We start from the raw sequence: 24,709 nt of genomic DNA, 5'->3' as shown, positions 1-24,709 counted from the left end.
GCGTTTGAAGACGCTGGCGGCAACGTCATACAACCACCATCGCGGTTTTCTCACGTGAGTAACGCGCCAAGAACTGCCAGAGGAACATGATGGCACACGAAGCGCCCTGGCGTACGGAACCTGATTTTGCGCTCGCACAATCGCTTTTCGATACCTTCCAAACTATTGGCTTTGACGGACGTGGCATTACGCGCGCCTCCTACGGCGAAGGCGAAGAGCGCGCACACAACCATGTCCGCTCCGTTGCTGCCGATTTGGGTCTTGAAGTTCGTACCGATTGGGCGATGAACCTCTATGTGACCCTTCCCGGTCGCGATCGCAGCCTACCGGCCGTCATGACAGGCTCTCATCTGGACTCCGTTCCTGTGGGTGGCAATTTCGACGGCGCAGCAGGCGTCGTGGCTGGCCTGTCGGTTTTGTCCGGCTGGGTGCGCGAAGGCGCAACGCCTTCCCGCGACGTTACGCTGATGGCGATCCGCGCCGAAGAAAGCGCCTGGTTCCCTGTCTCCTACATAGGATCCAAGGCCGCGTTCGGACTGCTTGATGCAGCCGCATTGCAGGCAAGGCGCACAGATACACGCCGTACCCTGGCCGAGCATATCGCTGAAGCAGGCGGCAACGCCGAAGCATTCAAAAAGCCAGGTCTTGATCCAAAACATATCGATTGTTTCGTCGAATTGCATATCGAGCAAGGGCCGACGCTCATCGGGAAGAATGCACAAGTAGGGATCGTCACGGGCATTTGCGGCAGTTCACGCTATCGACACGCCGAGGTCCATGGCGTTTGGGCTCATTCGGGCGCTACTCCGCGAGCTTATCGCCATGACGCCGTCATCGGCGCTGCACGTCTGGTCGAGCGCCTTCATCGCGAGTGGTTGGAAATCGAAGCCGACGGCGGAGAAATGACCCTGACATTCGGCGTCTTCCAGACTGATCCGACCCAGGCGGATTTCAGCACAATCGCAGGCAAGGTTGGGCTGTCGATTGATGTCCGTTCCCGGTTCCTCGAACTTCTGAGCAAAATGAATGCGCGTATTCTTGATATCGTACAGCAGATCGCCATGGATAATGACGTCGAAATCAAGCTCGGCCCCCATACCGGCAGCACACCGGCCCAGATGGATGACACAATTCTCAAAGACCTTATGACATTGGCAAAAAATTCTGAAATTTCTGCGATTGCCATGCCTAGCGGAGCTGGCCATGATTCGGCGATTTTCGCCAACCAGGGCGTGCCTACGGCCATGTTGTTTGTACGTAACCAGAACGGAAGTCACAATCCGGATGAAGCCATGGATTTCGCGGATTTCAAGGCCGGCTCGAGACTATTGTCCCAAATCCTGGCTAACAGATCAGCTTGACGCAAAATTCGTTTCGACTGGAACTAAGGAACTATGAAGCTTTCTCTTACAGGCGACAGCATTCTGTTTCGCCGACTAAATAGCGTGACTGACCCAACAATTTCTCCATTGTTCGATATCATTCGCGAATGCGACGTTTCTTTCACCAACCTTGAATTGGTCCCCAACGATTTCGAAGGAGATCCAGCGCTCGACCATGGCGGCACGCATTTCGGCGCTCGGTCGTGGGTGCTGGATGAACTTCAGGATGCAGGGTTCGACTTGTTTGCTGCCGCGACAAATCATAGTCTTGATTACGGTATCTCTGGTCTGCGTAAATCAATAGCCGAACTTGAAAAGCGGAACCTCTGCTACGCCGGCATTGGGGCGAATCTTGAGGAAGCGCGACGCCCGACTTACTTCACTCACCCCACCGGCACCGTGGCCATGATCTCCTGCGTCTCCACATTTGCTCGTGGACAGGAGGCCGCGCCCCAGACGACGATCATGGCCGGACGCCCGGGCGTCAATCCGCTTCATTTCAATACGGCGCACCACGTCACTGGCGCCGAAATGGAGCAATTGCAGTCGATCTATGCGCGTTTGGGGCTTGCGCGTGACCGTCAGCAAAAGATCCAGCTTGGCTTCGCCTTTCCTGCACTTGAGAACACTCTCAGCTTCGGAAATACAACCTTCACGTTAGCCGACGCCACACGCACACATACGACTGCGAATGAAAGTGATATTGGCGATATTTGCAGGTGGGTGCGCGAAGCTCGGCTTGTTTCGGATACCGTTGTGGTGAGCTTGCATGCTCATGAAAGCGGATATAACACGGCTGGAGAGTTCGATGTTGAAATTCCGGCGCCCTTTCTATCTGTGTTCGCCCACCGAGCAATCGATGAAGGTGCTGATGTCGTGGTTTGCCACGGCCCGCACTTGCTTCGCGGGATGGAAATCTACAAAGGCCATCCTATTTTTTACAGCCTCGGAAACTTTATTGGACAAAATGAGTTGGTCGAACGCCTTCCCGCGGAATCGTATAGTGTTAATCGAGCTGCGTTAGATTTGACGCCTCATCAAGTTTATAAAAAGCGCAGCGAAAACGACCGCAAAGGTTTTCCATCCGATGTTCGATTTTGGGAGACTGTTGTGCCAATATGCGATTTCTCTGGATCAAAATTAAACTCCATTGAAATTCTTCCCGTGTCCTTAAACTTGAGTCGAAACGCGCATACTCGCGGGCGCCCAGCACTCGCAACGGGCAGTGAAGCCGAAAAAATTATCGATAAGTTCATGACACTGTCATCGGGTTGCGAAGGTGTTTTTTCGCGAGAAAATGATCGCCTATTTTGGAGCCCAGACGCTTGATCCCAACGCTTCCTACTTCCGTGGGCGAGCAGTAGCCCGCGGAAGGAAAATGCCTTGTTCTTTGTCGATAAAATATCAATTTGTTTTAAATAATAAAAATATTTACAGGAACGCGCATAGAAGTACCCGAGCCCACTGAGTTGTCTGTATTGCTAGAAGCCCAAAAGCCAGAGGCACCAAGTTAGGAGCCTCTCGTCCGCCATTAAAAAATTCAACTCGCGAGCCCCCGTTAAAGGCGTTCCTTTTCAATGAAAATCTCGCGACTTATTCAATAACACAGCCTTTCTCCCATTAATTTCTGCAGATTTTTTCTCTCCATCGCTGTACAACGCTACATCCAGCAACATATGAGACAGATCGGTCAGTTCTAATGTGACAAGATGCACGACGTCTCCCTCACGCTGAATGCGCCCTTTCGCCGCGATCATGGACGCGGACAGGATGATCGGACGATATTTCTCAAAAATATCCGGCCATATTATCAAATTGGCGATGCCTGTTTCGTCTTCCAGTGTAAGAAAACAAACCCCCTCTCCCGATCCTGGTCGCTGACGTACCAGCACCAGCCCGGCCACTTCTGCACGCTTGCCATCGCGGGACCCCATGGCTATCCCGCAAGTCACAATCTCCCTCTCCCGAAGACTCTGCCGCAGGAACGACACCGGATGCGCTCGCAGGCTGAGGCCCACATGGCTGTAGTCTCCGACCACCTCGGCGCCATCAGTCATCGGTGCAAGCGTCATGACTGGTTCATCAACCTCCCGCACTTGCTTCGCCGCGTCGAAGAGCGGTAACGGCTCGTCACGCAATCCTTTGATCATCCATAACGCTTCGCGCCGAGCCAACCCGAGAGACGGCCTGAAAGCATCAGCCTCCGCCAGACGGATCAGCGCCTCCTGCGGCGCCCCTGCCCGGCGCCAGAGATCATCGATCGAGGCGAACCGCCGACGCATACGCGCAGCGACGATCGCCGATACATGGACATTGAACAGGCCCTTGACCAGACTCATCCCCAAACGCACGGCAAAGCGGCCATTGCCGTCCTTTTCGCCCTCCAACGTGCAGTCCCAGCGGGAAGCGTTGATGCAGACAGGCCGAACTTCGACGCCGTGCTCTCGCGCATCCCGCACGAGTTGCGCGGGCGCATAGAACCCCATGGGCTGGGAATTGAGCAACGAGACCAGAAATACATCAGGGTGGTGGCATTTCAGCCAGCTCGACGCATAAGCCAGAATGGCAAAGCTTGCTGCATGACTTTCAGGAAAACCGTAAGAGCCAAACCCTTCTAGTTGCCGACAGATCCGTTCCGCGAAGTCCGACGGGTATCCCTTACGCGCCATGCCCTCCATCAGCCGTGTCTGGAATTGTACGATCGTACCGGTGTTCTTGAAGGTCGCCATTGCCCTTCGCAACCCGTCAGCCTCAGCGGCTGTAAACCCCGCACAGACCATCGCCACCTGCATGACCTGTTCTTGAAACAGCGGCACCCCAAGCGTGCGACTGAGCACTTCCCTCAATTCCGGCGTCGGATAATCCTCCGCCTCCCTCTTCTCCCGCCGACGCAAATAAGGATGCACCATGTCGCCCTGTATGGGGCCTGGGCGAACGATCGCCACCTCAATCACCAGATCATAAAAAGTCCGGGGTTTGAGCCTCGGCAGCATCGACATCTGGGCACGAGATTCAATCTGAAACACGCCGATCGTATCAGCCTTGCAGATCATGGCGTAGGTGCGCGGATCCTCGGGCGGAATGGTCTGGAGCGTGAGATGCTGGCCTTTATGCTCGGCCAACAGGTCCAGTCCCTTCTTCATGCAGGTGAGCATCCCAAGGGCGAGAACATCGACTTTCATGAATTTCAGCGCGTCAATATCATCCTTGTCCCACTCGATGATCTGGCGATCATCCATAGATGCAGGTTCGATCGGCGCCAGCTCGTCCAGCCTATCGCGCGTCAGCACAAACCCGCCCGGATGCTGCGAAAGATGACGCGGCGCCCCGATCAGACTCTGTGCCAGTTCCAATGTCAGACGGATGCGTCGGTCGGTCAGATCGATGCCTGCAACAGAGGATTGCTCGATACCTACCTTGCGTGACCAGCCCCATATCTGCTTGCTGAGCAAAGCGATTACATCCTCGGGCAAGCCCATGACCTTGCCAACGTCACGCAACGCCCCCTTGGCCCGGTAGCGAATCACCACAGCCGTCAAGGCGGCGCGATCCCGACCATAATGGTCATAGACCCACTGGATGATTTCCTCGCGACGGGCATGCTCAAAATCGACGTCAATATCGGGCGGCTCTCTCCGCTCCTCAGAGATAAATCGTTCAAACAGAAGTGAGGTAGTCGAAGGATCGATCGCCGTAATGCCCAGCACAAAACACACCGCGCTGTTGGCGGCCGATCCTCGTCCCTGACAGAGGATATCGCGGCGTCTGGCCTCCCGAACGATCGAATGCACAGTCAGGAAATAGGGCGCGTAGTCCATACGCCCTATCAAAGCCAACTCATGATCGAGACTCTGCTTCACACCTGACGGAATGATCTCGCCATAGATTTTTCGTGCAGCCCGCCAGGTCAAGTCTTCCAGCGCCTGTTGCGGCGTCTGGCCGGGCGTTTCGACCTCGTCTGGATATTGATAGGCCAGATCATCAAGACTGAACTGGCAGCGCGTGACGATTTCCATCGTGCGATCAATTGCTTCCGGGTAACGAGAGAACAACCTTGCCATTTCTCCGGGCGACTTGAGATAGCGGTCCGCGTAGCGCTCACGCGCAAAGCCGGCGTTCTCGATGGTGACGCCGTGTCGCACGCAGGTGACTACATCCTGCAGAATGCGTCGGTCATGCGTATGAAACACCACGTCGTTGGTGACGACGGTTTTTACGTTCTGAACGTGCGCCAGATTGGCCAGCTCGTAGAGCCGCATCTGGTCGTTCGGACGCCGCCGCAACGTCAGAGCCATATAGGCGCGATCGCCAAATGTCGTACGCAGGCGATGCAGGTTTTCCGCGCACTCGTCATCCGCGGCCTCAGGAGCCAGCACGACGAGCAGCCCCTCATTCCATTCGGCGAGATCGCGCCAGCGCAGGCTACATTTTCCTTTACCCGCACGAGCCTTGCCGATCGACAACAGCCGACACAGCCTCCCATAAGCAGCCCGGTCTGTCGGATAGACCAGAACGGGCGGGGAATCTTCGAGATCGAGCCGACATCCCACGACCAAACGAACGCCGACGCTCTTGGCGGCAACATGAGCCTGAACCATTCCGGCCAGAGAATTGCGATCACAGACGCCCAGCGCTGCGAGCCCGAGAGCCTTTGCCTGCTCAAACAATTCGATCGGAGAGGACACACCCCGCAGAAACGAGAAGTAGGTCGTGGCCTGCAATTCGGCGTAGCTGCGGCAGGCGTCCGTCATCCAAAGATGCCGTGAATGAACCAGTTTTGCGAACCGGTTTCTCCATGTTCGCCATCACCTGCACGGTAAAGCCAGAACCGTTCGCCGTTCGTATCCTCCACACGGAAGTAGTCCCTGACTACCGTCCGTTCAGTGTCCTGGCTCCACCACTCCCCGAACACGCGCTCCGGCCCGTCGGCGCATTTCACCTTGCGCCGGATCCCCCGCCAGATGAAGAACCGTGGTGGTTGATCCGGCAATTCCGCCACCGCCTGCACTACTTCGGGTTTTGACAGCAGCCGTGTCGGACGCGGCCACTGATCGGGCCCGCGAGAAGCCTCAGTGACCGGAGCAAGAGGCGGCACGCGCTGAACCGAGCGTTCCGGCACGTCGCTTTCCAACGGAACGACACGGTAGAGCGCATCGCTACCCAGCCGGTTGACCAGCGTGTCGATCAACCCCGAAAGATCGGCCGTCGGTTCCTCGATCAATGCCGACACCCGTTGCCGCTGCTCGATCGGCTCAGCCTGCGCCGCGAAAAGCTCCATTCTTTCGATCCCGAAACCGGGCTCTATGGTCTCGATCCGTTCGCTGAGCAGACGGGTCAGGTATTTCGAATCACGAACCGGTCGGGCCAGCGTCACACGTACCACCTGCATGGCGCTATCGACACGATGCAGCATCAGATCCAGTCGCCTGGCTCCGAGTCCGCGCTTCTCCAGTTCGACGCAGAGCGGGGACGCCAACAACCCAACATAACGAGCAATGGTCTCCGCTGCCGCGATGGGTTCCGCGAAATTACGCGACACCATAACAGGATCGACTGGACGGATCGGGTGGATCGGCTCTCCTACCCGTCCGTAAGCCTGATCAAGCCTTCGGGCGAGGCCGTCGCCAAAACGCAAAGCCAGCGGCCCACGAGGGGCATTTTCCAGATCGCGTATCCGCGTCAGCCCCAGATCGGTCAGACCAGACACCGTCTCCGGCGGCAGTCGCAGAACGCCGATAGGCAAATCCGACAGGACCTCCGCGCAAGTGCCCGGGTCCACCACCACGACCGCGCCCTTGGTGGTGCGCGCCACAGCGAACGCCGTTCCCAGAGTATCGGCGACAACCGCTCGGGCCGTAAAGCCGGCGCCCTGAAGGCGATGAACGACATCGCGCAGCATCGCAGCTTCACCGCCATGAAGATGATCTGTCCCGGTGGTCTCCAGCACCAGCCCGTCCTGACCGTCAACCGCCACGATCGGCGCCACTCGCTGCTGAAGCCATAACGCCAGTCTTTCAAGAGCCTCGCGGTCTGCGTCAGGGCGGGCGTCCATGACTACCAAACCGGGAAAGAGCGCTTGCGCCTTGGCGATCGGCATGCCGACAGAAAGGCCAATCTTGCGACCTGCGAGATCGACCGCTAGCGCTACACGCCGACTGCCGTCGCGACCGGCAAGAATCAGCGGAACATCGCTGGGAGGAGCTGCGTCCCCCAGTTCCCGGCGCAACCGGTCAGTAGCCCAGAGCGGCAACCATACCGATACGATGCGTTGACGGGGGCGGAGCGCCAGCAATCCGCAGTCCTGCCGGTCCATCGCCTGCCTCCACTTCAAAAACGCCGCTCTCGCCCGCACGAGTCCGGATCAATTCCAACAACCAACGGCTCTGTCCCACGCCCTGCACTGGCAGCTCTGCCGACGGCAGGGCAGATACACGCCAGCGCGTGGACGACGCCGTCGGCTGGCCGAAATCCGCTCCATTGGCCAGACGGGGCCAGCGGCGAATGGCGATGCCGAGCGCCCCACCGCTCTCAGCGGCGAGTTGCAGTCGCCGCGACGCCGTCATAGTCAGACGTCCAACCTCCGCCACGACAGCACTCAGGCCCCCGTGGCGAAGCCCCTCTTCAAAACAGGCAAGCCCATCTGCGTCCGACTCCACCTCGACGAACACGACCCGCGTCGGCGGCAACCCCGCCTGTTGCAAGGATGGCGCAAACAGATCAGCTTTTTTGGCGATCCACAGAACCTGCCCCCCCGTAAGAGCAGCAAGTCCCGCCGAGAAACGTGCAGCCACGGCAGCATTAACCGCATCATCGCCGCCTCCCGCCACCTCGTGCAAAGCTCCCAAGGGTAGTCCGCCACCCGGCAGCTTCTGGTCGATCTCCGGCAGCCCGAGCGGCGCCGCAGCCTTCCTGTGGCCCAGCCGCCCTTCCATTCGACGTATTTTTTCACGCAAGGCATCAAGCGGGGGCGGCGTGACAGGGGCGGCCATATCAAGGGTCCATCGGTCTTTCCGGCAGGGTTGCCTAGCGTTCTCTTTTTGTTCCATTCCGGATGGAAGAGTCAATGCGAAACGCGAGGAGCCTTCTCCAGACGAGCAGTCCAGCAGGAAAGATCGAAGAACTGCTGAGCGAAAGGTTGAGTGGCTGATTTCAGACGCAGCGAACCTTGGTTAATGGCGTCGTCCGACATTCTCGGCGTGCCGCATGGCCAGAGCTGCGTTCATGGTTCCCAGGATCGCGGTGGATCGGCACCAAGCAGCTTTAGTAAGCGGACGCACTCCGGCGACTCTGTTACGGGCAAGCGTCTTGAGTGATGGACGAAATCGAAAACACTCTCGGGTTTACTGCCCCCATTCGCACATTACCGTTTCAATATTCCTGCTGTGTGGCGGGCTGATCGACGGAAAATCGGCAGACCACCGATGTGGCGCTGCACGCAAAGCACATAGCTGCATGACGGCGCCAGCGAAAACACATGCTGGGTTACATCGAGATGTTTTACAACACCGTCCGCAAAAACATCAAAAGCAGGCTGCTGTCATACGCCGCGTTCAACAGGAACTCGGCTTTGAAAACGCAAGGTGTCCAGCAAAACGGAGGCTATTCAGGACTATCCCGTTAAAGGGCGCCACGACTGTAAATAGGGCAAAGCTTTTTCCCGAAAAAGCGACTTCAACGCCAGCCGAGCGCCGGCGCCACATGAGTAAGAATCGCCTCAATAACATGGGCGTTATAGGTGACCCCCAACTGGTTAGGGACAGTCAACAGCAAGGTGTCAGCCTCAGCAATAGCCTCATCCCCCCGGAGTTGCTCAACCAACACGTCCGGCTCGGCCGCATAGCTACGCCCGAAAATCGCCCGCGTCGTCTCATCGAGCATGCCGATATGGTCCGCATCCTTTTGCCCCCCGAAATAGGCGCGATCCATGTCGTTCACCAGCGCGAAAATACTGCGACTGACGGAAACACGGGGAGCATGTGTATGACCAGCTTCCGCCCAGGCTGTTCTGTATGCGCGAATCTGACGAGCCTGCTGAATATGAAACGGTTCGCCCGTCTCGTCATCCTTGAGCGTCGAACTCTGTAGGTTCACTCCCATTTTCGCAGCCCAAATGGCAGTCGCGTCCGAACCTGATCCCCACCAGATGCGGTTTCGTAACCCTTCGGAGAAAGGTTCAAGCCTTAACAGACCGGGCGGGTTAGGAAACATCGGGCGCGGACTGGGGGTTGCGAACCCATTTCCTTTGAGCAGTTCGAGAAACACCTCGGCATGCTGTCGTCCCATGTCGGCGTCGCTCTGCCCATCGTTTGGTTGATAGCCAAAATGCCGCCACCCATCGACAACCTGCTCAGGAGATCCACGACTGATCCCCAATTGCAGGCGTCCCCCGGAAATCAGGTCAGCCGCCCCCGCATCTTCGGCCATGTAAAACGGGTTTTCATAGCGCATGTCGATGACTGCAGTGCCAATTTCGATGCGGGTAGTCCGGGCTGCAACCGCCGCCAACAAGGGAAAGGGCGAGGCAAGTTGGCGGGCAAAATGATGGACACGGAAATAAGCTCCGTCCGCTCCTAACTCCTCCGCAGCCACCGCGAGCTCGATCGATTGCAACAAAACGTCAGCAGCTGAACGCGCTTGAGATTGCGGCGAGGGCGTCCAGTGACCAAAGGAGAGAAAACCGATATTTTTCATGGCTGGATATTCCGATCGAGTTTCTTCCCCCTGATATAGCAGCGACAAAAGACTGTCGCGTAATTCGTGATTGGAAAGCGTCCGATAAAGGTCGTGAGGCAAGACCTCACTGCCGTATCTGGTCTGAGTGAGGCGCCGCCACGGATCTGGTCTCCGGTCCCATCGGCAGTATGTATCGCGCACGCATCTATCGTCGCTTTTTTACCGAACACTATCAGGCCTGTTATCACTGCCGATCTGAACTTCCTGAGTCTTACCGGATTCCTGAATTCAGCTGTTGCTCCGGCTCATTCGTCGCGCTGCCTTTTGAGAGAACGTAGACTTAGCAATACCCGCCGATTTCCACGTCACAAAAAGGCTGGAGTTTGTCGATATCGACGCTTTCATTGGACACCATTTTTTTCTGCTCGTCTCCCAGACGCTTTCGCACGCAGCCCGCTATCTGTCTGGGGTTTTATATACACCTCGATGAGGCGCCATTCACCGGCGTATTGGCGAGGGTAGATCAACTGCGGCGGCATATCCTTGTAAAGGATACGATGGCAACACTGCGGTCACGAAAAAATCCGCGCCGATCATAATGATTAACCGTCATACTTTCATTTTATTTTAAATGGATATTTTCTATATCTTTCTTTTGTGGCGGAAAAAAGAGCATTGCTTAATGCAGGAAAGGCTGCGGCGGTCCCAACCTCTCCTATCCCCCCTGGCTCCTCTCCACTGTTAACAATATGCACTTCAACATGAGGGGCTTCATTAATTCTCATCAAGCGATAATTATGAAAATTACTTTGATCTATTCTTCCACCCTCCAAAGTAATTTCCCCATAAAGTGCAGCCGTAAATCCAAAAAGCAGCCCACCTTCGATCTGCGCGACGAGCGTGTCTGGATTCACCGCCATTCCGCAGTCCACAACGGCTGTCACCTTCGAGATTTTTATTGCCTTTGTCGGCTCTATTGCGACTTCCGCCACCACCGCGCAGTGAGTGCCGAACGCATTGTGCAGCGCTACGCCGCGTCCAACACCTTCAGGCATATCGCTGTTCCAGTCGCTCTTCTCGGCAGCAAGCTCAAGAACAGCGACCGACCTCGGGTTATTCTTCAGCAGGCGTTTCCTATACGCGATTGGATCTGCGCCTGCCTCAAACGCCAGTTCGTCAATAAAACTCTCGACAACATAGACATTATGCGCAGGGCCAACGCCTCGCCACCAACTCACCGGAACAGGCGTGTCCGCCCGGGTCCAGATTACGTGCATATTCGGCAGTTCGTATGGTGTGTCAGCAGCCCCTGCGACCGCATCGTGATCAAGCTTCCCCACGGGGAGCCCCCCAGGCGTGAATCTGTCCATCACCGACGGGCCACTCACATGATGCGTCCAGACTAGAGGCTGGCCATCCGCCCCAAGCGTTGCACTCACACGGTCATAGTAAGCGGGGCGAAAGAGATCCTGTCGGATGTCTTCTTCACGGCTCCAGATAAACTTGACCGGCATTTTAGTTTTGCACGCGAATTTCGCTGCCTGTTCGAGAAAATCGGTCGCCAGCCGACGCCCGAAACTTCCTCCGATCATGTGGTTATGTATCGCCACGTTTTTTTCGGGAATGCCGGTTACGGCGGCGACCGCTTGCCGTGCTCGCGTAGGAACCTGTGTCCCCATCCACACGTCGCACCCTTCAGAATGGACATGGATTGTCGCGTTCAGGGGCTCCATCGCAGCATGGGCGAGAAACGGCGACTGATAGGCGCTATCTATTTTTTTTCCTGAAATCTGGGCTGTATCGGCTCTGCGATCATCACGCGCTGTGACCGGCGCAACGTGATCGGCAGCGTTTTTTATAGAGGCTAGGACGTCGTCAGTGGAGAGATGTGCATATTTTTCCGCGCTCCACGTCACATCAAGAGCGGCGAGGCCCTTGCGTGCTATCCAATACTTTCTTGCTATGACGGCAATGGCGGAGCCTATGGAGAGAATGTCCAGCACGCCAGGAATCGCTCTTGCAGCGCGGTCATCAAATCGAACGACGCTCCCTCCCAGAAACGGGCATCCCATGATAGCGCCGTACACCATGCCTGGAACGCGAACGTCGATGCCAAAGACAGCGTGGCCATTAAGTTTATCTGGAATATCGACCCGAGGAATCGATTGCCCAACCAGCTTCCAGGCCGTCGGGGGCTTCAACTTGACTGTGGCGGGTACCGGCTGGCGGATCGCACCTACGGCAAGGTCGCCATACGTGGCGACTTCATTGCTGGCAGGATTCTTGATCGTTCCATCCTCTACGATCAAACTATCCGCACTTACGTTCCACTTTTCCGCCGCAGCAGAAACCAGCATCAGACGCGCCACCGCACCCGCCTGCCGCAACGGGGTCCAGCTTTTTCGAATAGACCGCGAACCGCCGGTAGAAAGTGATCTCAAAAGCGGGGGCGTCATATCGGTGACATCCTGCGGCAATGCAGTCAGAACCGTAATTCTGCCGGGATTTACCTCCAGCTCTTCAGCGATCAGCATCGCCTCTGCCGTGTAAATGCCTTGCCCCATCTCAATATTCGGCACGATAAGCGCGATCTCGTTGTCCGACGATATCCGAACGAAACCGCCAATTTGTGCACTACTTCGCGCTGGCGTATCCGATGCGGCCGCAATTGAAACGCCCACGCGCGATAAATCAGCAAATGCGAGAAGAAGACCGCCAGTCGCTAAAAACCGACGCCGGGAAAAGTCACCCAGAGCGCCGTTGGCCTTATGAACAAGTGGAGCAGTCATATTTTATTCGCAATAACAGCGGATTGACAGAGAACCATGACGCCAGAAAGCAGCGCCGCATCATCACACGGTAACACCATTACCCTCTTATATCAGCGATATTTTTATCAAGTATTCGCTCAACTTCAGGAGATGACAGCTCCTGACATGAAACCCTCTCGCAGCACGTCAAAATTGTGTGAAACGGAACTCCCCTCTGCAATCAAAGCCGCAAAGCCGGTAACCTGAGCCACTGCGAAGCTTACGCCATGCAGATTACGCCGTGAGGGAACACCGGGAATCGGGCGCGGATATCCAGATGCAGCGACCGTCAACTTATCCTGCGCTTGCGTGGCCTCATAACGAGATCGCGGAATGTCCCAATCAAGCGTGACGCCGATAACCGATGGCAATGCGCCAGGGTAACATGCGCAGCCTCCGGCCTCCGCCGCTGAAATAACTGTCGCGCCACCCTCCCGAGCTTCCCAGACGGCTAGAGCCAACACCGCCTCATGCGCTGGATTAAGCGATCCGAGGCTAAGATTGATGAGGTCAACATCCTCCGAAACCGCCCAGCGAATTGCGCTCACCAAAGCAGCCGCGCTGGTGCGTAATGCAGTTCCGAATACCCGAATAGGCACGCACAAAGCGTCCGGCGCCTTCTCCTGGATTGCCGCCATGACGGCGGTTCCGTGGCCCAGCTGATCAACAGTCGAGCCCGGACCGGCCTCAACTCCGCCATCCGGGAGCACACCGACGCCACGACATAGTCGAGTTGCATCGATATGCGGATGCGACGGCTGCACCCCGCTATCAATGACGGCAATTCGGATACCTGCTCCGGTTCGCATTGACCCTGCGACTTCCCCAGGGGGCGCACGGTCATGCATCAAGCTTCTCAACGCTTCTTTTGAGCTGTATCCGCCCGTCATCGATCATAACGACCATGTCAGCCCGCTCAGCCAGAACAGGCCGATGCGTGATGACTATGAACGTGGCGTGCGGAAGCGCCCGCCGCAAACTATCCGCCACAAACTCCTCCGTCTGGCCATCCAGCGCTGCAGTGGGTTCATCAAGGATTAAAACAGCGGGATTACGCAGCAATGCTCGCGCCAGGGCGACGCGTTGACGTTCGCCAGCCGAGAGAGCCAGACCACGCTCACCTGTCTGGGTATCGAGCCCCTCGGGCAAACGCTCGGCAAGCGCCTGCAGGCCGGCTAGGTGCGCAGCTCTGGACACATCTTCAGAAGTCGCCTCATTGTGACCAAAAGCAATATTTGCAGCGATTGTATCGTTGAAGATATGCGGCGACTGGTCGATCAGCAAAATCTCCCTTCGCAGATCTCTCAGCCGCAAATCACGCAAATCAACGCCATCCACAGAAATCGTTCCGCGATCCGGATCCAGATTACGAACAAGAAGGTCGGCCAGACTGGATTTTCCAACCCCACTGGGGCCAAGGACCACGCAAAACTTACCCTGAGGGATAACGAGATCGATATCCCGCAGAATCTCTCTTGCGCCATGGCGCAACGAAACCCCCTGGAGCCGGAGTTCTTCTCTGATTCCGTTCAGATGAACCGCAGTCGGCCGTTCCGTCACATCCGGCTGTGTGTTGAGCAGTTCTTCAACCCGCGCCAAAGACACGCGAGCCGAACTAAGTCCGGAAGCCAAACCCATAAGCACCTGTATTGGCCCAAAGAGACGCGTCTGGTAGCTCATGAAGGCGACGAGAGTGCCTATTGTCATCTTTCCCGCAAAAACCAGCAGTCCGCCATAGATCACTATGCCGGACGTAGTGACCGTCAACAAAGTTCCCGGCACGGCGCCAGCCATAAACGAGACGACCTGCATTCTCAGCATAGATGACACAAAAGCCGAGTTGCGTTTTTCGAATTTAATAATTTCGACGTTGCTGGCGTTTAGGGCGGTGATAGCCCGCATACCCAATATACTTTCGACCAGCATGCTGCCAAGATCAGCGCCACGCTCGCGCATTTCACGTGTCAGACGCGTAAGTCTCTTCTGATATTTTATGAAAATTAGCACGCATCCAGGAAGAAGAATCACACTGATGAGAAACATGCTCCAGTTCAACCAGAGCATAATCGCCACGCAGCCGCACAACGTCATGACGTTGCTTACAATCGACAGCAATGTATCGGCGGTGACGCGCTGAATATCGCTGACATCGCTGTTCAAACGCGACATCAGATCCCCCAACCGAAACGTGCTATAGAAACGTGGGGATAAAGTTTGAAGATGCCGCAGCAGCGCCACACGAATATCGAACAACATAGCGGCCGAGGCCGAAACATAACAATAACTTGCCAGTATATTCAAAACATAACCAACAATCGCGGCCACAACCATGGCGACGGCTATGCGAACCAGATAGCCCGTATCGTGGGGAATAAGCGCCTTGTCGATCATGAGCCTCGACAGCCACGGTTGGGCCAGCGCCAGTCCTGTCGCAGCAAGACTGATCACGATGACAAACGCAAGAGGCGCGATGTAGCGGCGCATGAAAGGCAGCAGGAGCCGGTAACTACTCCACCGCGCAACGGGCGCAGGCATGCTCAAGCCGCACGCGCTCTCGGATAGAGTCGCAAACCATGAAGTTCATATTGCGGCTCGCTTAGTTCAGCCAAACGCTCTGTGCACCATTCAAATCCCAGCGCAAGCGTTTCGACCTGTTCGCGCCACCACTCGCCCCTCCCTCCGGTGACATAAAATTGCGCACATATACGCAAATGACGGCGCATTGAAGCTAATAACATGGAGTGATAATGCAACAGAACCGCCGTCTGCTCATGCTTCAGTTGCCGACGTTCGGCCACAGCTTGAATCACTGCGGCCCCCAAAATGGCCTCGCGTGCCGCCTGTCCCGCACCATCGCCGCAAAGAGGATCAAACGCGATTGCATTGGCGCCACACGCCAGCCACCCGGGGCCAGAAAGCTGAGACAAAATTCTCGGGGCAGTCTCGAAAATCTCTTTTTTTTTCGATATAACTTCAACTCTCTGAGAAATATACCGACTTCGACCAATCAGTTCGGATAGTTCGTCGCCAACTCCCAAAAGCCAACCTCGGCCGTGGCTCGTGGGTATCAAAAACAACCAACCTCGATCCAGCGCCTCGATCCAGCATGCGTCATTCTCATCTACCCTTAAAAGTCGGACTGACGCCGCCGACCCGGAACGCCTTCCGAAATATTTCAGTGGCGCATTCGTTCCCGTCGCGCCGGAACGAACAGAAAAAACTTCTCCGGCCAACGGTTCCTTTATGCTTTGAACAGGCGGCAGTTGCCTGCTTAGTTCTCCCGCCCCAAACGTAACGCCACTGTGTGGCACCGAGGCCGGCTCCCCCCCCCCCCACGCAACAATTCTTCGCGAGATTCGCATGCCGCCCATTGGCTCAAACGGTCTGCCGAGGCAATCACCAAGCAACCTTATGGCTGCTTCGCCCAACATTACAGCGGGACCATCGGTCGCATGAAGATCGCGCGAAAATACAGGAATTCCGATACGCGCAAGCAGACCAGCACAACACCTCGACGCAATGCCACCGCCCTGCAACAGTACTTGCATCTGCGCTTGCGGAATCGACGCCGGTAGGCAGCTGTTGTCAGACATCAGGGCAGATTTATTATGCCAGCCATCGTGATGTCGTTCCCCAACTCCCAATCCGTTTCCGGCTTAAGAGTCTTGGCGTCGTAAACTGCGACGTCATAACCTGCGCCGTATATATATAGTTTTTTTCCATTATGGGACATACCAAAATAAAAACGTCGTCTACATGGAAATTCGGCATGGCCAACAGCGATGTTGGTCGTGAGGTCGTAGTGCCAGAACTCACACCGTTGGTTCCCATATTCACCATTTTCGACAACCGTATACCCGTCCTTCCCATCAGGCGTCACTTGCAGCCCTTCAACTGAATTGGGAGCAGCGCCGATAGGGTCAAACTTATACGTCGCGTTGGTGAGATCAAAACGCCCGACGCCAAACGTCTTGCTGTGGATGTATGGATCTTGCGACATGAACAACGAAACGTATTCTGAGGCGTTACCCAGTGTACTGATCGCCGTCCCTATGTTAATATCCTGCTTCCATGCCGGATCTGGTTTCGCGAGGTCAATCCGTTTGGTGACCTTCATATTATGCGTATCTACAACCCTGACTTGTTTATCGAAGATGTAAAAATTCTTGCCGTCTGGAGAAATTCCAAAGGAAGGTCGTCTGTTTCCTGAACCATCTTCATCCGACACATCAACCGCCTGAGAAACTTTATGTTCTTTCAGGTCGACGACAATGTATTGCTGTTTACCAAAGCGAAAGCGATCATTAAGTTTATCAATATGCCACCCCAGAGTATAAAAATACCGCCCCGCCGGATCCGGAACTCCTCCAAGGAAACGATACTTCAATGTCGGGGTATTCAGCGTGAAATGATTCACAACCTTATGGGTTTTAGCGTCAAGCACCTCGAAACCCGATGAAGTCAGCGTCATGACGTAAATTTTACTGCGGTCAGCAGACAACTGAATATTTGAGGGCAATCCCGTTTCCATCGTCACTTTCTGCGCGACGTGCCCTGTCGAATCGTCAATGAATTGAATTTGGTCCGGATACCCCCCCAGAACCACCGTAGCCGCACCAGCCTGTGTTCCTAAGGCGGTCGCAAGCAACACGATGACGCTTCGAATGCCGGGAATATTCATGATGCAAGATCTTCCTCGAGGAGACGCGGGCTCGAACTCCCGGCACATTGTATTAAGACAGAACGAATCAGGATTGCTGAATCAGGGGAAAACAATATCAAGATTCCGCCAATCTTTAGTCGCTGATGCACAGTTGCTGGCCCAGTCTGGTGAATAATTCACATGATCAGGAACCTGGACTGGCCAGAAACACGTGACATAGCAGTCATAAATATCCCGTTCTACGGGCTGGCAAAGCCCCGCGGTACCGCCGCCCGCATCCACCTCCCACCCCGGAGAGAAAGAGAGCGTACATCCCATTGGCACATGAGGGCGTGGCGGCGGCGTTGTCTGCTGCAAGGCCACAAAATCTTCATCTGTAGAAGCAACCAGGTCGTCAATCCTGCGAGCTTTTCGGTTTAGAGGCTTCAGGTGCTTCATGTCATGGGCTTTCGTTCGGCGAATCGATCAAGAAATTCAGGCTTTTGGATCGCAAGAACTCCGTATATTTTCAAGCATGTATCCGTCCATTCACGAATCCAGTCACAGTAGTGCAAATTGGCGTGCCTTGTATCTCCATAGCGCACGAACGCTTCGTGGTGGCACCCTCCTGCGCAAAGAGGGCGCGCCCAACAGGTCTGGCAATCGTACTTCGTGCCAATATGGCCCCGCGCCAAAAAGTCGCCCCGCTTTTCGACGTCGATTCCAGTGTTGATGTTGCCCAGCGTGTGACTGTCCGCATCGGTAAAGCGGTGGCACGGAGACAGATCCCCTGACGGACTCACTCCGAGCAGACCAAGACCAGCGCCGCACGGATGAGATTTGTTAACACCCTGCGTCAGCTCACCTATAGTCTCCGAGACATTGGAGAAGCCATGCATCTGACCGCGCAACGCATACTCCAGCCACTCCTCGGCGAGATCGTGAAACCCTCGCAAAACCGTGTTCATATCAGGATCTGATATTGAATAGTCCTGCTTCTCCGAGCTCGTCACCGGGGCAAAGCCAACTTCGTGGAAACCCAAATCGTCTTTCAGGTGCCGAAAGATTCGCACGACGTCCGTAACGCCATCCGTGAGCGTGACGCGTGCGGTTATTGCTCGCGATTTGTGACGGGCTATAAGTTTTCGTAGTCGTGGCTCGATGACGTCGTAAGACCCTTTGCCGTTTTTAAACACACGATGCTTGTTCTGCAGATCCGGCGGGCCGTCCATGCTGACTGTGACGCCGACATGATGATCCGATAGAAAGTCGATAATTTCGTCGTTCAATAATGTCGCATTCGTCGTAAGACTGAACGTAATTGCCTTGCCACTTTGCTGCGCCTGACTTTCCGCATAAAGCACCACGTCACGCAGCAGGCGAAAATTCATCAACGTTTCGCCGCCGAAGAACGTTATATGCACTGCCTTTCGAGCCGCTGACTGCTCCAGAAGAAAATCGACAGACGTCTTAGCGGTCTGCAACGTCATAAACTTGGGCTTGCCTTGCGGGGTCGCTATTTTGTCAGAACCGAACTCATAGCAATACGTGCACGCAAGATTACATTGGCTTGTAATGTTCAAAACCAACGCCTGAAGCGGAAAATCCGTTGGCGGTGCTTCGGGCGAGGTAAATTGGCGCACGCCGGGAGCATCCGCGACAATGCCCTGCACTAACACCAGTTCACGAATAAGGTCCTCTGCGTCTTGCCTTTGGTGACCTTGAGCACAAAGAGCCGCTACAAGGGCCCCATGCTCAACACCTTCATCCGCCATGTTTGTAAGAACAGCACGCGCCGCTTCATCCAGGGCAAAAATAGCGCCTGCGGACACAAGGTAGATAAAATCATTTCCACCCGCATTGAATTCATGCAATTCGCCACGACGGTAGCGCGGCGAGGCGGAAAGCGCGTCCTGATGACGAATGACGTTCATTCTGAAACCTCCGGCTGGTCCCAGCGCTTGTAGGCTGGCACGGTGGTGACGAGGTAACTGCGCCCCACGAGGGGCCTTCCGGCGGCGTCCTTGTCGTCCTTTGCCGTGGCGACAACCCAAACCTCACCGTAGTTGTTTCTCATAAACCGGCGTTGCGTATCCGGTCCCTCGACATTTGGCGTAAAGAGACCACTCGCCGGATCGAGCTTCCCGACGAAGTGAACGTCATCGTCATAAGTGACTGTTGGGAATTCAGCGAGCGACCAGGAAACAGGAACGGATCGTATCGGAAAATCATCCGCATTGCCGGGTTTTCCGTCCGGCCCCGCCGACCAACCGGTCGCAGCGAATTGCTGATATCCTTTACCGTATTTTATGCCACCCAAATGGGCCAGAGCCGTGTCAGGCGACACCTTAATGTAGTCTATCCCTGAATATACCGTAAGCGCCTTCGGCAGCATTGCGCCATGCACGACAACGCTACGACTTCCGGCCACCGCAGCAGCCCCTACATCTACGGTAGCGACAATTTCACCAGAGGAAATGGAAGCCACTTTTTTAACAGTGACCCCACTGCCAAAATCCACATCTCCGACGGAAACCGACGCTGGCAGGGCAGCGCCATAGAGATGAATCTGCACGCCCACTGCGCCGGACTTCAGCGCGTTGGGCCACACCGCCCCGACCATTGGCGCGCCCGTCTCGCGTATCAAGGTCACATCCAGACCAAATTCATGATACTCGCCCCAGTACCAGCGCCCCACGGACTTCGCCTGATCAGGCGCGAACCACATAGTCTCGCGCATCTTGTCGGCAATATCGTCCGGGCGCGCGGGGTCTCCCCCCTCACCTTGCGACGTCCCCCGCCAGGAGTACCCTGCATATACCAGCCCAACCCCCTTGCGAGTCACGACCTTGCCGTCATCAAGCGATTTCAACGAAGTCGTCGATGTGAACTCGTCGGAGCCCGCGGTCTTCGCCGCAAGGTCCATCTCACCCACAAATCGCCCATGCCCGTCAAACGCCGCGCTCACGAACCATTTGCCAGCCAAATTCGGCGCACGGATGGAGGGGCTCCACGCAGCCCACTCCGGCGTGTGTAGCGGTGCATTTTTTGTTAACCACGCGAGCGCGACCTGAGCCTGGGTTTCCGCTTTCGCTCCACCGTCGTGCGCCCCGCCCGCCGCAGGCGTCTCATAGGTTCGTTGCGCGGTTGCATAGAGCGCTTTGTGCATATTCTGCAGAAGAGCCCACTCGCGATGACTTCGGCGAGATGACATTGGCTGTGCGAATGCGTGACAGCTTGCGCAGGTTTGGTGCAGCACGTCGTTAGGGATGATCGTCTCGTCCTGAATCCGCCTCTCCGCGAAATACATAACCGGCTCTGCCTCCTCCGGCGCAAGACCATGCGAGGTCGAAAGGTATTTGACAACGGATCTCGCTTCATCGGGCGTGATCGACAGTCCGTTGAGCTTCACCATTCGCTTGAGCGTCTGAGCCCAGCCTTCAGGCGTGGCTCTGGTCCAGGAGATTCGGGACAAATTTCCCTTCGCATCCGGCGTGTGGCAACTGCCACATCGCTGGGTGGTCAGCTTGTCAGTTACCGGAATCCCGACATCGACCTCGGTCCAGTCAGCAGGATCAACTGATTTATCAGCTGCATGCGCGCCACCTGCGAGCACAGAGAATGAGCCAAGAAGAAGCGTCGCACAAAAGCCAACTTTGGAAACTTTCGTCACTCGACTTAATGGCGGGAAAAACCGCCAGCTACCGCTGACAGTGGAAGGCGAAACGATCATCCCAGAGTGGCCTCTCACCGGATTATACGGAATGCTTTTTAAAGTCCGCCGCCGAACCTGATCTGAAATCAACGAACAGAATGCAGCCACGAAAAATGATTCGATAAAGCAATATTACGATCAAAGAATGTATGTCAACCATTTGCCAGCGAAATATATAAGGCGTTGATCACCTTGCCGACACGGAACTTTCGACTACGAAAGAACGCAGTTTCGTGTCACATGAATCTCTCGGATAGGGCGTATTAACACAACTTACCGCGCATTATCCGCTTTCGGCGCACCTTGTCACAGAGGTCTGCATTCGTGGCTCGCCGAGACAGACCTAGGCCTTCTATCCACGCCGGTTCGATGAAGGATCACGGTCAATTAATCCCGACAAACCTCCCCAAAGCACCCCACCACCACCAAGAGCACCGACGCAGACCGATCGGACGCCGAGTCCGGTGGCGGCAGCAACCCCATGAACTCGGAGTTCGATCTCGAACGGTCGGAGTTGACAGGGTTACGACGATCATTTTTAACTCGATATCGTAACGGTCAAACAAACGAAACACGTCACGATATATCATAATATGCGTTGATGTTTTTATATACAGCATCGTCGGAGTTATTGAGCATGAGAGATTCGCGCCTTCCCTCGCTACTAATGTTAAGCGCGCTTCTGCTCGCAACAACTCCGTTCACCCCATCATGGGCCGAAGAAACTTCACAACACGAAAAAAGAGTGTCGAAAAAGTACAAACAATCAAGTCGCCCAGCAAACTCCCCGGTAAAATCCTCACCCAAAAGCGGGAAAGGCGCCTCCAGTCGCCATCGAAGCGGCATAGAGGCCAGCGACGCCGAAACACTTGGGGTCCACGGAAGCCGGGTACGAACCCACGGCGCTGAAGTAGCGATAACACGAGCGACCATGGATCAATTTGTTTCGGGCACAAATCCGATGCAAATTCTCGCGCAGACCACGCCCGGAGTAAATTTCACTTCTACGGATGCGTTTGGTCTCGATACCTGGGCCAATAATCTTTATATGCGTGGCTTTACGCAGGACCAAATCGGCGCGAGCCTGGATGGAATGCCTCTCGGCGGGCAAGGCTACCTTAACTCCAACGGCGTCGCTATTACGCAGGCAATTATACAGGACGATATCGGCGGCATGAGTATGTCGCAAGGAGCAGGCGCTCTCGATATGTTTTCCGCTCAAAATCTGGGGGGCGCCATATCGTACGTATCTCGTGACCCACAAGACAAGGCTGGTGGCAAAATAAGCCAGACGTTTGGAAGCTTCAATGCGTTTCGCACCTATGGGCGCGTAGATAGTGGAATTCTCAACTCAACGGGCACAAAGTTTTACGCTTCGTTCGCTCGCACCAAGAGTAACCTCTGGAAGGGCGTCGGCTACCAGAGCGAGTTACAAGCAGACGCGAAGGTTGTGCAGCCAGTCGGCGACACCGGAAAAATAACTGCGTTCTTCGGTTACGGGAATTTCACCCAGGCAAATTACATGCCGATGAATCTCAACACGTGGAGAAAAATGGGTCGCGACGCGACATTTCTGAAACCTGATTACGAGAAAGCCAAGTTGTGGGCTTACTATGCGCAATATACTTCGGATGTTCCCCCGGGCTATCAGGGCATCCTTTCGAATGACGATGTCGGCAACTATGTCTGGGATGGTTCACAGATACAGAGAACATACCTCTCATATATCAACGGTCATTTCGATTTATTCAAAAATGTCACCTCGGATACCGTCGCTTACGCCGGAATCGGCAGCGGCACATCCGGGTACACAAACAACTTTGTAACTTCCCCCAGTTCAGGCGCTGTAAGCCTGTTAGCAGACGGCACGGTAAGCGGAGTGCCTATGGCTCTCGGAATGCCGCACTACTTTAGCCGACGCATCGGTTTCACCCAAAAATTTTCTATCGAGGCCCCCCATCACAACCACATCGAAACCGGTGTTTGGTACGAAAACAACTATTGGCGTGACGCGTATCGCTTATACGAAGATTACGAAAATGAGGGCCACAATTCGAATTCAGATTTCAAGCAAAGCCAAGCTCACACATGGTACGATGACTCATTTAATACAAACACTTTCCAATTTTTCTTACAGGATCGATGGACTATCATTCCAGGTATGAATTTGCTCGCAGGTTTTAAATCACTCACTCAAACAACTCATGGAGGAACGAAAGCTGACTATACCGCCGAGCTTGAGGCTGAAGGCTGGAATCCTTATTATCGTCACCCGGTGAACGGCACGATGACGGCGTCATCCGCGTTTCTACCGCATTTCAACTTCGATTATTTATTTTTGAATCACCACGAATTCTATTGGGACATTGCTGAAAACCTTCGAGCATATGATTTCAAAACGCAAACGAGCGGCGGGCCATGGGGCGGCCTAGGCACCAGCGCCGCCGGACAGACTGCCCAGGATGTGTTTGACGCAAACAAAAACAAACTCCGTCCGGAAAGAACGTGGAACTACGTAGTCGGATACAGATATAATTCTAATTTATTTTCTGGTTCCGTGGATTTTTATCACACTGATTATTACAATAGATTGGCAACCATTACAGAAGGAACCACCAGCAATGCTTATACAGCTTATTTGAATGTTGGACGGGAAACGGTCAACGGGGCTGATGTACAAGGTACAGTTCGTCCCTTCAAGGGACTCTCCATCACCAACAGTTTCAGTTGGGCCGACGCGGAATATCAAACAAAATCTATCAACTATGCTGGATCGACATATAGCCTGAAGGGAAAGAAACAGGTTTATTATCCGAAATTCATGTACAAGGCAGACTTGACCTACGTGTGGCGTCAAGCAACGTTCAATTTTAATGTCAACTACATAGGTGCACGTCCAATCACATTTTTAAACGACGAAAAAGTCCCCGCCTATTGGCTCGCCAGTCTTGGGGTGGGTTACAATTTCGGTAAGGTCGGTTTCGCTCATGGTATCAAAACAAATTTTGGCATAACTAATCTTTTCAATAAAAATTACATCGGCGGTATCACTGGCAGCGCAGGCATCTCTGGAGACGATAATTACAATTTATTTGTAGCTGCGCCACGAGAGTTTTACGGCACAGTTTCCGCTGAGTTTTAATGCCAGATAGTTTCCGCACTGATCCAGGGTCCGTTTCAGAGGACCCTGGATCAGGGCGTGCCGGAACAGGTTTTTGAACGCGTGAATTTTTAATGAAGACCCAAGGGGTGATAGTCGTCTCTCCTCAATCGGACTTCCGATCGATCCTGCCTTCCATACACGAGAATGCGGTGCAATTAATCGGCTACCTCATTTGTGCGTTCGCCTTCCAAAAATTCAATCGAAGTCACTCGACGCTAATTTTTGAAAAAGAGAGATTGCATCAAACAAAGGTTCTTCATCGTAAAATATTTGATCGTTTATATCCAATAAAATTTATTTTGCGGCGGTAGACGCATAAGGATG

General features: G+C 54.7%; 15 protein-coding genes. 3 read left to right on the top strand and 12 right to left on the bottom strand.

Annotated features, from left to right (window positions below):
- Positions 1 to 86 precede the first annotated feature (86 nt).
- Both J2D73_RS01645 and J2D73_RS01640 read left to right on the top strand, forming a co-directional pair.
- A complete protein-coding gene (locus J2D73_RS01645; RefSeq protein ID WP_243429524.1) occupies positions 87 to 1,361 on the top strand; it encodes a Zn-dependent hydrolase in 1,275 nt (424 codons plus the stop codon).
- A 33-nt stretch (positions 1,362 to 1,394) separates the two neighbouring features.
- Positions 1,395 to 2,711 carry a CapA family protein gene (locus J2D73_RS01640; protein ID WP_207878723.1) on the top strand — a complete coding sequence of 439 codons (1,317 nt, stop codon included), beginning with the start codon at positions 1,395 to 1,397 and terminating at the stop codon, positions 2,709 to 2,711.
- Positions 2,712 to 2,956: 245 nt separating this feature from the next.
- On the opposite strand, the gene J2D73_RS01635 is transcribed toward J2D73_RS01640, so the two are convergent.
- The 12 genes from J2D73_RS01635 to peaA all read right to left on the bottom strand — a co-directional run bounded on the left by J2D73_RS01635 (position 2,957) and on the right by peaA (position 21,240).
- Positions 2,957 to 6,133: an error-prone DNA polymerase gene (locus tag J2D73_RS01635; protein ID WP_207878721.1), complete on the bottom strand. Its 3,177-nt coding sequence runs from the start codon at positions 6,131 to 6,133 to the stop codon at positions 2,957 to 2,959.
- Positions 6,130 to 7,695, bottom strand: coding sequence for a DUF6504 family protein (locus tag J2D73_RS01630; protein ID WP_207878719.1), 1,566 nt, complete (start codon positions 7,693 to 7,695; stop codon positions 6,130 to 6,132). The genes J2D73_RS01635 and J2D73_RS01630 overlap by 4 nt, the downstream gene beginning before the upstream one ends.
- Positions 7,613 to 8,371, bottom strand: coding sequence for an ImuA family protein (locus tag J2D73_RS01625; RefSeq protein ID WP_243429523.1), 759 nt, complete (start codon positions 8,369 to 8,371; stop codon positions 7,613 to 7,615). Before J2D73_RS01625 ends, J2D73_RS01630 begins: the two co-directional genes overlap by 83 nt.
- 682 nt (positions 8,372 to 9,053) lie before the next feature.
- On the bottom strand, positions 9,054 to 10,073 hold the full coding sequence (locus J2D73_RS01620; RefSeq protein ID WP_207878717.1) for an LLM class flavin-dependent oxidoreductase: 1,020 nt from the start codon (positions 10,071 to 10,073) through the stop codon (positions 9,054 to 9,056).
- A 599-nt stretch (positions 10,074 to 10,672) separates the two neighbouring features.
- Complete coding sequence (locus J2D73_RS01615) at positions 10,673 to 12,844, bottom strand: xanthine dehydrogenase family protein molybdopterin-binding subunit (RefSeq protein WP_207878715.1); 2,172 nt, start codon at positions 12,842 to 12,844, stop codon at positions 10,673 to 10,675.
- Between the two features lie 125 nt (positions 12,845 to 12,969).
- Positions 12,970 to 13,674 (bottom strand): subtilisin-like serine protease QhpE, encoded by a 705-nt coding sequence (gene qhpE, locus J2D73_RS01610; RefSeq protein ID WP_207878713.1) that lies wholly within the window; start codon positions 13,672 to 13,674, stop codon positions 12,970 to 12,972.
- A 31-nt stretch (positions 13,675 to 13,705) separates the two neighbouring features.
- The gene (locus J2D73_RS01605; RefSeq protein WP_243429555.1) at positions 13,706 to 15,349 is read right to left on the bottom strand and encodes an ABC transporter ATP-binding protein; all 1,644 of its coding nucleotides are present in this window, start codon (positions 15,347 to 15,349) and stop codon (positions 13,706 to 13,708) included.
- A gap of 53 nt (positions 15,350 to 15,402) precedes the next feature.
- The gene (locus tag J2D73_RS01600) at positions 15,403 to 16,098 is read right to left on the bottom strand and encodes a hypothetical protein (protein ID WP_207878709.1); all 696 of its coding nucleotides are present in this window, start codon (positions 16,096 to 16,098) and stop codon (positions 15,403 to 15,405) included.
- A 359-nt stretch (positions 16,099 to 16,457) separates the two neighbouring features.
- The gene (locus J2D73_RS01595; protein ID WP_207878706.1) at positions 16,458 to 17,546 is read right to left on the bottom strand and encodes a YncE family protein; all 1,089 of its coding nucleotides are present in this window, start codon (positions 17,544 to 17,546) and stop codon (positions 16,458 to 16,460) included.
- Between the two features lie 81 nt (positions 17,547 to 17,627).
- Positions 17,628 to 17,966: a quinohemoprotein amine dehydrogenase subunit gamma gene (gene qhpC / locus J2D73_RS01590; protein WP_026399091.1), complete on the bottom strand. Its 339-nt coding sequence runs from the start codon at positions 17,964 to 17,966 to the stop codon at positions 17,628 to 17,630.
- The gene (gene peaB, locus J2D73_RS01585) at positions 17,963 to 19,441 is read right to left on the bottom strand and encodes a quinohemoprotein amine dehydrogenase maturation protein (RefSeq protein WP_207878704.1); all 1,479 of its coding nucleotides are present in this window, start codon (positions 19,439 to 19,441) and stop codon (positions 17,963 to 17,965) included. Before peaB ends, qhpC begins: the two co-directional genes overlap by 4 nt.
- Positions 19,438 to 21,240 carry a quinohemoprotein amine dehydrogenase subunit alpha gene (gene peaA / locus J2D73_RS01580; RefSeq protein ID WP_207878702.1) on the bottom strand — a complete coding sequence of 601 codons (1,803 nt, stop codon included), beginning with the start codon at positions 21,238 to 21,240 and terminating at the stop codon, positions 19,438 to 19,440. Before peaA ends, peaB begins: the two co-directional genes overlap by 4 nt.
- 619 nt (positions 21,241 to 21,859) lie before the next feature.
- Here peaA and J2D73_RS01575 point away from each other — a divergent pair.
- On the top strand, positions 21,860 to 24,364 hold the full coding sequence (locus J2D73_RS01575; RefSeq protein WP_279380872.1) for a TonB-dependent receptor domain-containing protein: 2,505 nt from the start codon (positions 21,860 to 21,862) through the stop codon (positions 24,362 to 24,364).
- The last annotated feature ends 345 nt before the right edge of the window (positions 24,365 to 24,709 follow it).

Source organism: Acetobacter sacchari, from assembly GCF_017377715.1.
GTDB classification, from domain to species: Bacteria; Pseudomonadota; Alphaproteobacteria; order Acetobacterales; family Acetobacteraceae; genus Acetobacter; species Acetobacter sacchari.
This window is presented reverse-complemented; position numbering and strand designations above follow the sequence as displayed.

What these genes read in the sequence shown, in the direction of transcription:
- J2D73_RS01635 (WP_207878721.1), bottom strand. Translation starts at nt 6,133, where the DNA reads ATGACGGACGCCTGCCGCAGCTACGCCGAATTGCAGGCCACGACCTAC.
- J2D73_RS01575 (WP_279380872.1), top strand. Translation starts at nt 21,860, where the DNA reads ATGAGAGATTCGCGCCTTCCCTCGCTACTAATGTTAAGCGCGCTTCTG.
- J2D73_RS01645 (WP_243429524.1), top strand. Translation starts at nt 87, where the DNA reads ATGATGGCACACGAAGCGCCCTGGCGTACGGAACCTGATTTTGCGCTC.
- J2D73_RS01620 (WP_207878717.1), bottom strand. Translation starts at nt 10,073, where the DNA reads ATGAAAAATATCGGTTTTCTCTCCTTTGGTCACTGGACGCCCTCGCCG.
- qhpC (WP_026399091.1), bottom strand. Translation starts at nt 17,966, where the DNA reads ATGAAGCACCTGAAGCCTCTAAACCGAAAAGCTCGCAGGATTGACGAC.
- qhpE (WP_207878713.1), bottom strand. Translation starts at nt 13,674, where the DNA reads ATGCGAACCGGAGCAGGTATCCGAATTGCCGTCATTGATAGCGGGGTG.
- J2D73_RS01630 (WP_207878719.1), bottom strand. Translation starts at nt 7,695, where the DNA reads ATGGACCGGCAGGACTGCGGATTGCTGGCGCTCCGCCCCCGTCAACGC.
- J2D73_RS01615 (WP_207878715.1), bottom strand. Translation starts at nt 12,844, where the DNA reads ATGACTGCTCCACTTGTTCATAAGGCCAACGGCGCTCTGGGTGACTTT.
- peaB (WP_207878704.1), bottom strand. Translation starts at nt 19,441, where the DNA reads ATGAACGTCATTCGTCATCAGGACGCGCTTTCCGCCTCGCCGCGCTAC.
- J2D73_RS01640 (WP_207878723.1), top strand. Translation starts at nt 1,395, where the DNA reads ATGAAGCTTTCTCTTACAGGCGACAGCATTCTGTTTCGCCGACTAAAT.
- J2D73_RS01605 (WP_243429555.1), bottom strand. Translation starts at nt 15,349, where the DNA reads ATGCGCCGCTACATCGCGCCTCTTGCGTTTGTCATCGTGATCAGTCTT.
- J2D73_RS01625 (WP_243429523.1), bottom strand. Translation starts at nt 8,371, where the DNA reads ATGGCCGCCCCTGTCACGCCGCCCCCGCTTGATGCCTTGCGTGAAAAA.
- peaA (WP_207878702.1), bottom strand. Translation starts at nt 21,240, where the DNA reads ATGATCGTTTCGCCTTCCACTGTCAGCGGTAGCTGGCGGTTTTTCCCG.
- J2D73_RS01595 (WP_207878706.1), bottom strand. Translation starts at nt 17,546, where the DNA reads ATGAATATTCCCGGCATTCGAAGCGTCATCGTGTTGCTTGCGACCGCC.